This is a genomic window from Aeromonas molluscorum, assembly GCF_051376105.1.
Lineage (GTDB): Bacteria > Pseudomonadota > Gammaproteobacteria > Enterobacterales > Aeromonadaceae > Aeromonas > Aeromonas molluscorum.
On record NZ_JBPQCY010000001.1, the window covers coordinates 2,088,797 to 2,102,239 of the forward strand.

At 61.5% G+C, this 13,443-nt stretch carries 13 protein-coding genes; 6 read left to right on the plus strand and 7 right to left on the minus strand.

Features of this window, described 5'->3' with window-relative positions:
* Positions 1-68 precede the first annotated feature (68 nt).
* Both ACSMDR_RS10320 and ACSMDR_RS10325 read right to left on the minus strand, forming a co-directional pair.
* Positions 69-683, minus strand: coding sequence for a superoxide dismutase (locus tag ACSMDR_RS10320; RefSeq protein WP_436468125.1), 615 nt, complete (start codon positions 681-683; stop codon positions 69-71).
* Between the two features lie 30 nt (positions 684-713).
* Positions 714-1,157: a DUF2753 family protein gene (locus ACSMDR_RS10325; RefSeq protein WP_436468126.1), complete on the minus strand. Its 444-nt coding sequence runs from the start codon at positions 1,155-1,157 to the stop codon at positions 714-716.
* A gap of 221 nt (positions 1,158-1,378) precedes the next feature.
* On the opposite strand from ACSMDR_RS10325, the gene ACSMDR_RS10330 reads away from it, so the two are divergent.
* Positions 1,379-2,290, plus strand: a complete 912-nt coding sequence (locus tag ACSMDR_RS10330; RefSeq protein WP_436468127.1) for a lipase family alpha/beta hydrolase — start codon at positions 1,379-1,381, stop codon at positions 2,288-2,290.
* A complete protein-coding gene (locus ACSMDR_RS10335) occupies positions 2,287-3,045 on the plus strand; it encodes a lipase secretion chaperone (protein ID WP_436468128.1) in 759 nt (252 codons plus the stop codon). Before ACSMDR_RS10330 ends, ACSMDR_RS10335 begins: the two co-directional genes overlap by 4 nt.
* A gap of 79 nt (positions 3,046-3,124) precedes the next feature.
* Here ACSMDR_RS10335 and ACSMDR_RS10340 read toward each other — a convergent pair whose 3' ends face one another.
* From ACSMDR_RS10340 to sgrR, 4 genes are all read right to left on the minus strand, one after another.
* Complete coding sequence (locus ACSMDR_RS10340; protein WP_436468129.1) at positions 3,125-3,832, minus strand: hypothetical protein; 708 nt, start codon at positions 3,830-3,832, stop codon at positions 3,125-3,127.
* A gap of 30 nt (positions 3,833-3,862) precedes the next feature.
* Positions 3,863-4,258: an acyl-CoA thioesterase gene (locus ACSMDR_RS10345; RefSeq protein WP_005899770.1), complete on the minus strand. Its 396-nt coding sequence runs from the start codon at positions 4,256-4,258 to the stop codon at positions 3,863-3,865.
* Between the two features lie 186 nt (positions 4,259-4,444).
* Positions 4,445-6,622 carry a catalase/peroxidase HPI gene (katG, locus tag ACSMDR_RS10350; RefSeq protein ID WP_436468130.1) on the minus strand — a complete coding sequence of 726 codons (2,178 nt, stop codon included), beginning with the start codon at positions 6,620-6,622 and terminating at the stop codon, positions 4,445-4,447.
* 148 nt (positions 6,623-6,770) lie between these two features.
* Positions 6,771-8,483 carry an HTH-type transcriptional regulator SgrR gene (gene sgrR / locus ACSMDR_RS10355; RefSeq protein WP_436468131.1) on the minus strand — a complete coding sequence of 571 codons (1,713 nt, stop codon included), beginning with the start codon at positions 8,481-8,483 and terminating at the stop codon, positions 6,771-6,773.
* A 100-nt stretch (positions 8,484-8,583) separates the two neighbouring features.
* On the opposite strand from sgrR, the gene ACSMDR_RS10360 reads away from it, so the two are divergent.
* The 3 genes from ACSMDR_RS10360 to ACSMDR_RS10370 all read left to right on the plus strand — a co-directional run bounded on the left by ACSMDR_RS10360 (position 8,584) and on the right by ACSMDR_RS10370 (position 10,936).
* The gene (locus tag ACSMDR_RS10360) at positions 8,584-8,760 is read left to right on the plus strand and encodes a hypothetical protein (RefSeq protein WP_005899776.1); all 177 of its coding nucleotides are present in this window, start codon (positions 8,584-8,586) and stop codon (positions 8,758-8,760) included.
* Positions 8,761-8,931: 171 nt separating this feature from the next.
* Positions 8,932-10,200 (plus strand): O-acetylhomoserine aminocarboxypropyltransferase/cysteine synthase family protein, encoded by a 1,269-nt coding sequence (locus ACSMDR_RS10365; RefSeq protein WP_436468132.1) that lies wholly within the window; start codon positions 8,932-8,934, stop codon positions 10,198-10,200.
* Positions 10,201-10,309: 109 nt separating this feature from the next.
* A complete protein-coding gene (locus tag ACSMDR_RS10370; protein ID WP_005899781.1) occupies positions 10,310-10,936 on the plus strand; it encodes a glutathione S-transferase family protein in 627 nt (208 codons plus the stop codon).
* 142 nt (positions 10,937-11,078) lie between these two features.
* Here ACSMDR_RS10370 and ACSMDR_RS10375 read toward each other — a convergent pair whose 3' ends face one another.
* Positions 11,079-12,230: an iron-containing alcohol dehydrogenase gene (locus ACSMDR_RS10375; protein ID WP_436468133.1), complete on the minus strand. Its 1,152-nt coding sequence runs from the start codon at positions 12,228-12,230 to the stop codon at positions 11,079-11,081.
* Positions 12,231-12,478: 248 nt separating this feature from the next.
* Between ACSMDR_RS10375 and ACSMDR_RS10380 the strand changes: the two genes are divergently transcribed.
* Entirely contained in the window at positions 12,479-13,066 is a 588-nt protein-coding gene (locus tag ACSMDR_RS10380; protein WP_436468134.1) for a hypothetical protein, read from the plus strand.
* Positions 13,067-13,443: the final 377 nt, after the last annotated feature.

Sequence of the window (13,443 nt, forward strand, 5' to 3'; positions counted from 1 at the left end):
AGCAAGAGAAAGACCCGCCTTGGCGGGTCTTTCGGTATGGGCTCCAATCTGATTTGGCGGCTCTCTGCTTAACGCAGTGCCTGCCGATAATTGCGCGCCACCTGCGTCCAGTCAATTACCTCATAGAAGGCGGCGATGTAATCCGGACGTTTGTTCTGGTACTTGAGGTAATAGGCATGTTCCCACACATCCAGACCCAGGATTGGGGTCAATCCCTGCATCAGCGGGCTGTCCTGGTTGGCGCTGCTTTCGACCTGCAGCTTGCCAGCCGGGGTGACCACCAACCAAGCCCAGCCGCTGCCAAACCGGGTCAGGGCGGCTTGGGTAAACAACCCTGTGAAGGCTTCAAAGCCGCCCAGATCCCGTTCGATGGCCATCAACAGCTCCCCCTCTGGCAGACCGCCCCCCTGGGGACTCATCACCTGCCAGAACAGGCTGTGGTTGGCGTGACCACCGCCATGATTGCGCACCGCCCCTTGCAGGCTGACGGGCAGGCTGTCAATGCCGCGCAGCAACTGCTCAAGGGGGGTCTGAGCCCATGCTGGCGCGGCGGCCAGGGCGGCGTTGAGGCCGTTGACATAGGTCTGATGGTGGCGGCTGTGGTGGATCTCCATGGTGAGCGCATCCAGATGGGGCTCAAGTGCATCATAGGCATAGGTCAGAACGGGCAGGACATGGTTCATAGCAACTCCTTGGGAGTGAGTAATGGGCGATCAATGCAGCGTGTGGGAGACGCCTTCCTGGCAATGGCACTGGTCGAGGCAGGTTTGAATGGCGACGTTGGGTCCCCGTTTACGCAGAAAAGAGAGCAGCTCCATCTGGGTGTACCGACTGTGGTTGAGAGCGGCCACCCGGAGTGCGTTGCGACAGTGAGATGAGTGGGATAGCTGCAGCAGGCATTGATGAGCCTGACAGAGCAAGGTGGCGGCATTCGAATCCTCACCCATCGCCATCATCAGATCGGCCAGGTTGTGACAAGCGACGACAAGTGCGGCAACCACTTCATCGGCATCCTGCCAGCGCAGCAACTGCTGCTCGGCCAGGAGCAATGCCTGCCGGTAACCGGGCAATGCCGCCAGGTGATTGCCCTCGGTAAAGTGGTGATTCGCCAGCCGGGTATGTTGCCGCCACTGGGCCATGGGATCCTGTCTCGCCATCTCTGTGATCCATCCACGCCAAACATTGAATGATATTAATTATCATTTCATATTAATCAGCAGGAAACAAGCAGACCCGGCCAACCCCATATGGGGGAGCCGCGACCGAGGCTGGCCGTTTAGTGATCCCCTGCACAGCAGGGCTGCACATCGGCAGCCATGCTGTCGGGGCTGGCATGATGCCTGGCGTGTCCCATGACCCTATCAACAAGGATGCTGATATGAAGAGATGGTTGCTATTGCTGCTCTGTACCCTGCCCATGCTGGGCCAGGCGAGCGGCTATACCCAGACCCGTTACCCCATAGTGCTGGTCCATGGCCTGTTTGGCTTCGACAAACTGCTGGGGGTGGATTACTTCTACGGGATACCCCAGGCCCTCGGGCGCGATGGCGCCAAGGTGTACGTCGCCCAGGTCTCTGCCACCGCCAGCTCGGAACTGCGTGGCGAGCAGTTGCTGGCACAGGTTCAGCAAGTACTGGCAGTGACCGGGGCCGACAAGGTGAATCTCATCGGTCATTCGCACGGTGGTCCCACCATTCGCTACGTGGCCTCGGTCGCCCCCGAACTGGTCGCCTCGGCCACCAGCGTCGGTGGCGTCAACTTCGGCTCAGAGATTGCTGACAAAGTACGGATGCAGGTCATTCCCGGCTCGGCGGGAGAAGCACTTGCGGCCTCCGCCGCCTCCGCGCTGTCCGGGGTTATCTCCCTGCTGTCCGGCGGCAGCAACCTGCCTCAGGACCCGCTCAAGGCCCTGGATGCGCTCACCAGTGCCGGGGCGGCCCGCTTCAACGCCGCCTACCCTGAGGGGCTGCCGCATCAATATTGTGGCGAGGGACCACTGCAAGCCGAGAACGGTGTCTACTACTTCTCCTGGAGTGGACGCGGCAACCTGACCAATATCCTGGATCCCGTGGATCCAGCTCTGGTGCTCACCGGCACCTTCTTCAGCGAGGCCAATGATGGTCTGGTGGGAGTCTGCAGCAGTCACCTCGGCAAGGTGATTGGCACCCACTACCGGATGAATCATCTCGATGAGGTGAACCAGTCCTTTGGGATCCATCACCTGTTTGAGACTGACCCGGTCAGCCTCTACCGTCAGCACGCCAACCGCCTCAAGGAGATGGGACTGTGAAAACCAATACCGGCGTGCTGACTCTGGCGGTGGTCAGCCTGTTGCTCGGCCTGCTCGGTTATTGGCTGAACCAGCGGCAGGATAAGCCAGACGCCCCGGTGCTCGACCCATCCAGCCTGCGCCAACAGCTGGTCGATCGCCTCGCCAGCGGCCAACCCATCGAGGATCCCCTGCTGAGGCGCTATCAGGGCTTTCTCCAGCAAGAGGCAAGGCTGGCGCTGCCCCAGGCCCCGGATCTCGCCAGCCTGATCCAGCTATTCGACTCCCGCGAACAGCTGCGCCAACGCAACTTCGATGCCCTGGAGCAGTCCGGCTTGTTTGGTGAAGAGCGATTGATGGAGCAGTGGACCCTCAGACGCAAGGAGTTTGCCGAAGCCAGCCCCGGCGAGCAGCTGGCCCTTGGCGAGGCCCTCGACAACTGGCTTGCCGAGCAGCCGGGCTGGTTTCAGGAGGCTGAGGCCAATGGCCGACTGATAAGCGACCTGCAGCGCATGGCGCGCCTTACCCCCGAGGCCCGGCGCCTCGCCATGCTGGAGCGGGTCGGTCCTGAGGCACAGGGCCGATTGCAGCAACTGGCCCAGGATACGCAGCACTTCGAACATCAACTCGATGGCTATCTGGCTGAGCTGGCGACCATGACGAGCCAGGATCCCCAGGCGCATCAGCAGTTGCTGGCATTATGGTTTCCCGAGACCCAGTGGCGCCGGGTCGCGGCTCTCACCCGGCTGCGCCAAGAGCAGCTACCCGCGCAATAACGAAGGGGCCCTTGGGCCCCTTCGTTATTGCGCTACCGGTGCGAAACAGGGCACCACCACTGCTGGGAGGCAGCCACCATCATTGCGGCTTGTTGGCACCGGGCAAGGGCTGCCAGGTAAGGCGTGTGACTCGCTGAGCCTGCAGATCACAGCGCAGGGAAAGCGGCTGCCAGCCCGTGTCGAGACGCAGATTGACAGCCCCCTCCACCCGCTCTTCGCTCACCTTGAGTCCCGCTTTCTCCGAGGTCACCTTGTCCCCACCGGTCAGGGCCATCAGCTTGTCGTTGCACAGCCAGTGAGCGAGTTCCGCCCCCTTGAGCTTGATGCCGGCATCTCCTTTGGCCAGGCGCTGCTCCCCTGGACTCAAGGCAAAGAGAGCAGCCAACTCGGCGGCACGTTTGCCCAACCAGGCCTCACGCTGCTGCATGCTCATCTTGCTGACGAACTCGGCCGATTCACCTTTGGCGTCCAGCCACTGGGTCAGAGCACCTTGTTCATCAAAGCCAAATTGGGCCTCGGGCTCCTTGACCCCAAACAGCTTGCCGCCCTTGAAGTAGTAGCGGCTCTCGCCGACCGACTTGCCTTGCTCGTTGCGAATGGGCACGGCGATGATGACGGGAGGTCCATCAATCCAGGCTTGGATCTCGACCCCATCGTGACTGAACAATCGGGTATCCAGGGCACTTTGTGCTCCTTGGTCCATCAGGGCGAACTGTTGTGCGAGAGAAGCCGCCAGAGCGGGCAGTGAACCTAACCCCAAGGTCAGGGCGATGAGGATCTTGCGCATAGATTTCCTGTGATTGGCCAAAGGCCAAGGTTAACGCTCGAGTAACCAGCCTCTGAGCCCATCCCGCTGCGCTTCGCTAAGCACCACGGACTGGCGAGTCTGGTAGTCAAAATGGATCAGGGTCGTCTCCCCGGTCACCGCTAGTTCGCCCCCCTGCCAAGCTTCTTGCCAGAGGGTGAAAGAGCTGCTGCCGATGCGGCTTACCCCCGTCTTGACAAGCACTGGCTGACCGTAGAACAGCTCCCGTTTGAACTGCACCGTATAGCCCGCGATGATCAGGTGCCAGTCATGGACATCCAGTTCGGGGGAGAAAAGGCGAAACAGGGGATCCCGCGCCGATTCGAACCAGACCGCCGGCACCGTATTATTGATATGCCCCAGGGCATCCGTCTCCTGAAAACGGGGGAGGATCTGCATTTCCAGCATGGGTGACTCCTTGTCGGTGGATGAGCTGGCGGCTGGCCAGGATCGGCTGACAGAATGTTACCCGATATCCCCCCCCAAAGGACAGGGATGCCCCTGGCCAGAGGAGGTCGCTGTACCATATCCAGGTTATCTGGCAGACAAAAAAATGCCCCGCACAGGGTGGTGTGCGGGGCATCGAGGTCGAATCTAGCTCATCAGGTCGAAGCGATCCGCATTCATCACCTTGTTCCAGGCCGCGACGAAATCACCCACAAACTTCTCTCTGCCGTCGTGCTGGGCATATACCTCGGCATAGGCACGCAGCACCGAATTGGAGCCAAACACCAGATCTATCCGGGTCGCCGTCCACTTCACCTTGCCGCTCTTGCGATCGCGCACCTCGTAGAACTGCTTGCTGGTGGGGTGCCAGAGATTGGCCATGTCGGTCAGGTTGACGAAGTAGTCGTTGGTCAAGCTCCCTTCACGCTCGGTAAAGACCCCGTGCTTGGTACCGCCATGGTTGGTGCCAAGCACCCGCATCCCCCCGACCAGCACCGTCATCTCATGAGCAGTCAGCCCCATCAGCTGGGTACGATCCAGCATCAGCTCCTCGGCACTGACGAGGTAGTCCTGCTTCAGCCAGTTGCGATAACCATCATGGAGGGGTTCAAGGGGTTCGAAGGAATCGACGTCCGTCATCTGCTCACTGGCATCGCCGCGACCAGGGTAGAAGGGCACCGTCACCGGCACCCCGGCCGCCTTGGCCGCCAACTCGATGCCCACATTGCCCGCCAGCACTATCACATCGGCCAGACTCACCTTGCTGGCTGCGGCGATGGGCTCCAGCACCTTGAGCACCTTGGCCAGCCGGGCGGGCTCGTTGCCCTCCCACTCGTTCTGGGGCGCCAGGCGGATACGGGCACCGTTGGCACCACCGCGCAGATCCGAGCCACGGAAAGTGCGGGCACTGTCCCAGGCGGTGGCGACCATCTCGCCGATGGTGAGGCCACTGTTGCGGATCGTCTCCTTGAGGGCCGACACATCGTAACCACTGCGGCCCGCAGGCACAGGATCCTGCCAGATGAGATCCTCTGTCGGTACATCAGGCCCCAAATAGCGCGCCTTCGGCCCCAGGTCTCTGTGAGTCAGCTTGAACCAGGCACAGGCAAAGGTGTCCGAGAAGTAGGCCGGGTCATCGCGAAAACGCTCGGCTATCTTGCGATACTCGGGATCCACCTTCATGGCCATGTCGGCGTCAGTCATGATGGGCATGCAGCGGATCGAGGGATCCTCCACATCGACCGGCTTGTCCTCTTCCTTGATGTCGATAGGTATCCACTGCCAGGCCCCTGCCGGGCTCTTGGTTAGGGTCCATTCGTGACCAAACAGCATGTCGAAGTAACCATTGTCCCAGCGCGTCGGCTGCGTCGTCCAGGCCCCCTCTATGCCGCTGGTGACCGTATCGCGGCCGATGCCTCTGCTAGTCTTGTTGAGCCAGCCGAGCCCCTGGTCCTCAAGCTCTGCGCCTTCCGGCTCCGGACCAAGCAGCTTGGCACTGCCATTGCCGTGGGTCTTGCCGACGGTGTGCCCCCCCGCCGTCAGGGCCACCGTCTCCTCATCATTCATCGCCATGCGGGCGAAGGTGACACGGATATCCTGGGCGGTTTTCTGCGGATCCGGATTGCCATCCACCCCTTCGGGGTTGACGTAAATGAGCCCCATCATTACCGCCGCCAGCGGGTTATCGAGGTCTCGTACCCCCGAGTAGCGGCTGTTGGGATTGTCGCTGGGCGCCAGCCACTCCTTTTCAGCCCCCCAATAGATATCCTTCTCCGGATGCCAGATATCCTGGCGACCAAAACCGAAACCGAATGTCTTGAGCCCCATGGACTCATAGGCAATAGTGCCAGCCAGCATGATGAGATCGGCCCAGCTTATCTTGTTGCCATATTTCTGCTTGATAGGCCACAGCAGGCGCCGCGCCTTGTCCAGGTTGGCGTTATCGGGCCAGGAGTTGAGGGGAGCGAAGCGCTGATTGCCGGTGCCGCCACCACCACGACCATCGGCGATGCGATAGGTGCCTGCGGCATGCCAGGCCATGCGGATCATCAGGCCGCCATAGTGCCCCCAGTCTGCCGGCCACCACTCCTGGCTGTCGGTCATCAGGGCCAGCAGATCCTGCTTGAGGGCGTCCACGTCCAGGGTCTTCAGCTCTTCCCGATAATCAAAGTCGGACCCGAGGGGGTTGGTCTTGGTATCGTGCTGATGGAGGATGTCGAAGTTAAGGCTCTTCGGCCACCACTCCATGTTGGCCGTCTCGGTCGTCGTGCTGCCTCCGTGCATGACCGGACATTTTCCTCGGGAATTTTCTGAATTGTTGCTCATCATTTTCCTCACTTGCGCTGCGTTCCATAACCAGAATCAGCATGGCACATGAGAATGATCCCTTCTGTGATCCCCTCACCCCTTCCTGGCTTTTTGCGCCACAGCGTCGTAGCCAGGAGAGGGCTGCGTCAAAAGCAGGCTCTTTTGACTAGGGAGCAATCTCCCCCTCGGCGGGTGAATTCGCCAGCTCGGGCCGCAGCCAGGCGCTACGAAAATCGAACCAGCCGAGCGCCGTCATGCGCACCCCGTGCACGCCGACCCGGCTCTCCAACTCCAGCCAATGGTGGAACAGGGGCGCAAACCAGCCCTGGCGCTGCACCCGGGCCAGCAAGGCCCGCGGGCCTGGTTCCTCACCGCTGGCACGCCATTGCATCAGGCCCTGCCACAGGGGCTCCTGACATGCCCACACCTGGCGCAGCAAGGGGGTGCCCAGCAACCAGGCGTAGGGGGCGAAGGCGTGCTCATGCTCCAGGTTCAAGGTGCCGAGCCAGAGATCCACATCCTCATCCACCCCGCTCACCCAGCGGCCGTAATCCAGGGTGCGCACCTCCAGCCGGATGCCCTGCTCTGCCAGCAGGCTGGCCATGGCATTGGCGCACTCGTTGAACTCCAGATGCTGGTTGAAACAGGCCAGCACCAGCCGCGTCGGCAGTTGCTCCGGCGTTGGCAATGACGCAGGCAACGCCTCGCGCCAGTGGGGCAAGAGGCCCAGTGCGCTGGTCCAGCCTCGCTGCAACTCGGGGGCGACCCGCGCCATCAGGGCGATGGGGTTGAGCAGGTGGGCCAGCCACTGGCGCAGGGCGGGATCCTGCAAGGATCCGGATCTGCCGTCCTGCAGCAGGAAGTAGCAGCCGGATTCGAGCTCGGACTCGCCGCGCATGGTGCCCAGCTCCGGGCTGTCGCGCCCCAATTGCAGATGGCTCTCCAGTCGCTCCGCCAGCTCCGGCAGCATCCAGATGTCGATCTCGTCGAGCAGGGCGCGCAGCCCGAAATAGTCGTCGAAGGCTTCCAGACAAAGATGCAGGGGATCGTTGGCGGTCACCTTGTAGGGGCCGGTACCGACCGGCTGCAGGGCAAAACCCGCCTCCCCCTTGAGCTCGCGGGGCAAGATGGCCGCCACCGGCTCCGCCAGCAGATGAGGCAGCAGAGGATCCGGGCTGTCGAGATGCAAGTCCAGGGTGCGCGGCCAGGGGCTCTCCAGCCTTGCCAGATGGGCGAACAGCGGGCGATCGCGCAGGGCCAGCAGGCTCTCCATCACATCTTCCACCCCCAGCTCGCGGCCGTGGTGAAAGCGCACCGCCGGCCTCAGATAGAAGCGCCAGTGGCAGGGGCCCAGACACTCCCAGTGGTGGGCGAGATCTCCCTCGATTTCCCCATTTTCCTCATTTCGCCGGGTCAGGCCGTTGAAGATCTGCCGACTCAGGTGAATTTCGGAGCGGCGCAGCGGATCCGTGGGCAGCAGCTGGGGCAGCGGACGATAGTAGGGCACCCGCAGGATCTGGCGTCCCTCCCGGGTGGCCTGACCAAGGTGTTCGATAAGCAGCGGGGTGAGCAAATCCAGCCGCCCCTCCGCCAGCCGTACCGCCTGGGCGAGCTGGCCCTGACTCAGCAGATCCCGCAGCCGACGGCGGGTCAGGCTCTCCTGGCTGTCGAGCAGCACCAGCCGGGAGCGGCGTCCCCTGCCCGCCTCGGCCGACCAGCTCAGCCAGCCCTGATCCTGCATCCGCCGCAGCAGCAGGCGGGCGTTGCGCGGGGTGCAGCAGAGCAGCTCCGCTATCTCGGCGAGACTGGCCTCCCGCTCATCGCAGCCAAGCTGCTGGGCGAGCCGTTGAAATTGTTGATAGAGGCGACTGGTCGGCATAAAAGAGGAAATCCTGTTTCTATAAGTTATCAGTTTTTACTTCCGTATTTTAGCTCAATACTGCTGATGAACATGAGAGCCACAGCACAGGAGCATCATCATGAACCAGCAAAGCGCCCCCAAACCGAACCGGATCCAGCAAACCCTGCGTCGTTACTTCAAGCGGATCCTGCCCCGCCCGCTGCCACTGATCGAGGCTCCCATGAGCCAGCTCAACCGCCTGATGCAGTGGGACATGCACCAGATCGACGATCGGGAGTATCGTCGCCGCCTCTGAGTGCAGCCCCGGTTGCTCAAGGGCAAGGGAGTGCGCAGTTCGCCAGCGGGCGCAATTGCTTTGCCGGATTGGGTGGTTTACATCGGCGCCGGCCCTGTTAGATTGGACGTCTATCCATCTATAGCCTTCCATCCAGAACGGCGACAGACGACGTCCAACAAGGAGTGTGTGATGAAAGATGCGACCCTGGCCCTGCACCATGGCTTTTCCAGCGACCCCACCACCAAGGCGGTGGCCGTACCTATCTACCAGACGGTGGCCTACGAGTTCGACAGCGCCCAGCACGGGGCGGATCTGTTCAATCTGGCGGTACCGGGCAACATCTACACCCGCATCATGAACCCCACCAACGACGTGCTGGAGCAGCGGATGGCCGCGCTGGAAGGGGGCATCGCCGGTCTGGTGGTCTCGGCGGGTTCCGCCGCCATCACCTACGCCATCCAGGCGCTGACCGCCGCCGGTGACAACATCGTCTCCACGCCCCAGCTCTATGGCGGCACCTATACCCTGTTCGCCCATATGCTGCCGAGCTTCGGGGTCGAGGTGCGCTTCGCCAGGGATGACAGCGCCGAGGCCATCGCCGCCCTTATCGACGACAGAACCAAGGCGGTCTACTGCGAGAGCATCGGCAATCCGGCGGGCAACATCGTCGATCTGGCGGCGTTTGCCAAGGTGGCCCACGCCCGTGGCGTGCCGCTTATCGTCGACAACACGGTCGCCACCCCTGTGCTGTGCAAGCCCATAGAGCACGGCGCCGACATAGTGGTGCACAGCCTCACCAAGTACGTGGGCGGTCATGGCAACTCCCTGGGCGGCGTCATTGTCGACTCGGGCAAGTTCCCCTGGGCGGATCACGCCGCGCGCTTTCCCCAGCTCACCCAGCCCGAGCCCTCCTATCATGGGGTGGTCTATACCGAGGCCTTTGGCCCGGCCGCCTTCATCGGCCGGGTACGTACCGTGCCGCTGCGTAACACGGGCGCGGCCCTGGCCCCCATGAACGCCTTCCTGCTGTTGCAGGGGCTGGAGACCCTGAGCCTGCGCATGGAGCGCCATGTAGAGAACGCCCTGCGGGTTGCCCACCACCTCAAGCATCACCCCAAGGTGGCCTGGGTCAGCTACGCCGGTCTGCCCGACCACCCCCACTACCCCCTCGCCGAGCAGTATATGGGCGGTAAACCGTCCGCCATCCTCTCGTTCGGCTTGAAGGAGGGCTATGAGGCCGGGGTTCGCTTCTACGATGCGCTCAAGATCTTCAAGCGGCTGGTCAACATCGGTGATGCCAAGTCCCTGGCCTGCCACCCGGCCTCCACCACCCATCGCCAGTTGAGCGAAACCGAACAGGCAAAGGCCGGGGTCAAGCCGGAGATGATCCGGCTGTCGGTGGGGATCGAAGCCATCGAGGACATACTGGCGGATCTGGATCAGGCGCTGGAGGCCTGAATCAATCAACGAGAGAGCGGGCACTGCCCGCGCTCTTATTTCTTCATGCCGGTGAACCAGTCGCCATGCCGACGCGTATACCGACTCCTGCCACCGAATCGAGGTTCCCATGATAGTCCTGCATCACCTGAACAAATCCCGCTCGAAACGCATCATCTGGCTGCTTGAAGAGCTGGGGCTGCCCTATGAGATCAAGGCCTACCAGCGCGATGCTGCCAGCTTTCTGGCACCGCCCGAGCTCAAGGCCATCCACCCCCTCGGCAAGTCGCCGGTCATCGAGTTTGACGGCCGAGTGCTGGCCGAATCCGGTGCCATCACCGAATACCTGATAGCCCGCCACGCCCCTCATTCCCTGGCTCCCGCCCCTGAGAGCCCGGAGTACGCCGACTACCTGCAGTGGATCCACTTTGCCGAGAGCTCCGGCATCTTGCCGCTGCTGCTCGACATGTTCGTGCGCAAGGATGGCAGCCCGATGCGCTTCCTGCCGGGCTACGCCCAGGCGGAGTGCGCCAAGGTGCTGGGCTATCTAAATGCGGTCTTGAGCACTCGCCGCTATCTGGTGGAAGAGCGCCTCACCGGCGCCGACATCATGAACTCCTTCCTGGTGGATCTGCTGGCCCAGAGTGGCCAATTGCCCCACTTCCCCCACCTGTTGGCTTACCATCAACGCCTGATGGAGCACCCAGGCTGTCGCAAGGCTGAAGCCCTGGAGCGCGAGCTGGACTCGGCATGCTGATACTGGCTCTGCCCATATGAAAAACGCCCCTGAACAGGGGCGTTTTTCATATCAATGACAAGGTGTCGAGGGTTCCACGTAGGATCTGGATGCCCCGACCCGGTGCCATGACATGACCCGATCTTCCCAGGGGAGTCGCGACTCAGAGGGCGTGGGAGAGAATCCTGGCCACCTTGTCCGGGTCTATGTCCTGGTGCTCCCCCAGCGCCGTCAGCTCAAAGCGCTTGAGGTTGGAACAGATGGCAGGAATGCAGCTCTCGTTGAGATTGTAATCCGACAAGCGGGTACCGACGCCCATCTGCTGGAAGAACTGCTCGGTGCGGATGATGGCCTCCTCGATACGCAGCGCCTTGTCCTCCCGACTTGCCTGCCAGACCCGCTTGGCATATTGGCACAACTTCTCCTGCTTCTGGGCCGATTGCTCGCGCAGCAGGGAGGGCAACACCACAGCCAGGCTCTGGGCATGATCCAGGCCATACAGGGCGGTAAGCTGATGACCGATGGCATGGCTGGACCAGTCATGGGGCACACCGCGGCCAATCAGGCCATTGAGCGCCAAACTGGCCGCCCACATGATGTTGGCACGCACCTGATAGTTCTGCGGCTCGGACAGCGCCAGAGGGCCATTGTCGATCAGCACCTGCAACAGGCCTTCGGCCAGTCGGTCCTGCACATCCCCTCCCACCGGGAAGGTGAGGTATTGCTCCAGAATATGCACAAAGGCATCCACCACGCCGTTGCCGACCTGACGCGGAGGCAGGCTGTAAGTCGTGGTGGGATCCAGCACCGCAAATTGCGGCAGCACCAGCGGATTGTAGAAGGAGAGCTTGGCATCGCCCCGGCTCACCACGGCGGCGGGATTGCTCTCCGAGCCGGTGGCAGGCAGAGTCAGCACGCAGCCAAGGGGTAAGGCCCGCTCGAATGGTGCACCGCTTTTCAATATGTCCCAGGGATCCTCGCCCTGGTAACAGGCGGCGGCGGCCACAAATTTGGTGCCATCCACCACTGAACCACCACCGACGGCCAGCAGGAAATCGATCCCCTCACGTTTGACCAGGGCGACCGCCTCCATCAACTGATCGTACTGGGGGTTGGCCCCTATGCCCGAGAACTCCTGCCAGTCGCGCCCTGCGAGGGCTGCCACCAGCTGGTCATAAACGCCATTGTGTTTGATGCTGCCGCCGCCATAGAGCACCAGCACGCGACTGTCTGCCGGAATGAGTTCGGGCAGGCTGGCAATCTGGCCTTCACCGAAGCAGACGCGGGTCGGATTCGAGTATTGAAAATTGTGCACGGCAGGATCCTCAAAGATGGTCACACGGGGAGCATTGTTGTGGTCATTGTGCCCCTGGCGCCCCATGAGGTCAAAAAACGGGAGCTGACCATCAACATGAAAATTGTCGTCAATCTTGATAAGGTAGCCAAGCGCGACTCTGTTATGGTCGTTCAGAGCAGACAGTCCGCTAAACAACACCATGATCATGCCGCGCCATCATTCAGATGCCCGCTTTGCCACGACGTCCCAGCTATGAGGTTATAAACATGAAATTGAAGCACGCATGGATTGCCGCCCTCTTCACCCTCTCGACCGGCCTGGCACAGGCACAGGCAACCGAGCTCGCCACCCAAGTATTGAGTGCACCAGGCAAGGCCAACTTGATTGAAGTAATGACCGCCTCGGCGACCGTCACCGCCATCGACATGGCCAGCCGCAAGGTCAGCCTGAAGGGTGCCGCTGGCGATGTATTCGACATAGTGGCCGGTGACAAGGTTACCAACCTGCAGAACCTGAAAGTCGGTGACACCGTCACGCTGGAGTACCTGCAGATGCTGGATCTGGAACTGCTCAAAGGCACCGCCGGGGTGAGAAAGCGCATCGTGGAGGTTGCTGCGGATAAAGCCGCCGCAGGTCAGGCCCCAGAAGCCGGCATTGGCGCCAAGGTCACCCTCTTTGGGGACATCATAGGTCTCGACAAACAGCAGCAAACGGTCACCGTCAAAGGGGTGGATCACACCATAGTCGTGAAGGTGCAAAACCCGGATCAGTTTGCCCTGATGGCCAAAGGCGATCAGATCAAGGCCGTGCAAACCCAGGCAGTGGGCATCAGCATCGCCCCCGAAAAAAAATAGTACCCGGGTAAAAAGTAACTAATCCAGGGACAACCCCCGCAAGCGCTGGCGGGCTCAACACGATCAAGCAGGGAGTGGCGTTCGCCCTCCCTTTTTTGCTGTGCCGGTGTCGGCCAGCCCACTCATTGCCAGGCCATCAACCCGGCCATTGCCCCCAGACAGAGGCAAGTGCCTGCCCTCGATGACATAAGATTGTCGCTTGAGTCGCACCAGCCATCACTCAGCCGCACTTGGTCTCTGTTGTTGACTCACTCTTCTTGCCGACTGAGAGATTCATAAAACTCCCATTTGGTTCGCCTATCCGGCAGGGCCCGTCAGCCGCCCCAGTGACATAGGCGCCCAATAACTTACAATAAAATCAGAAAGTTATAACCAAT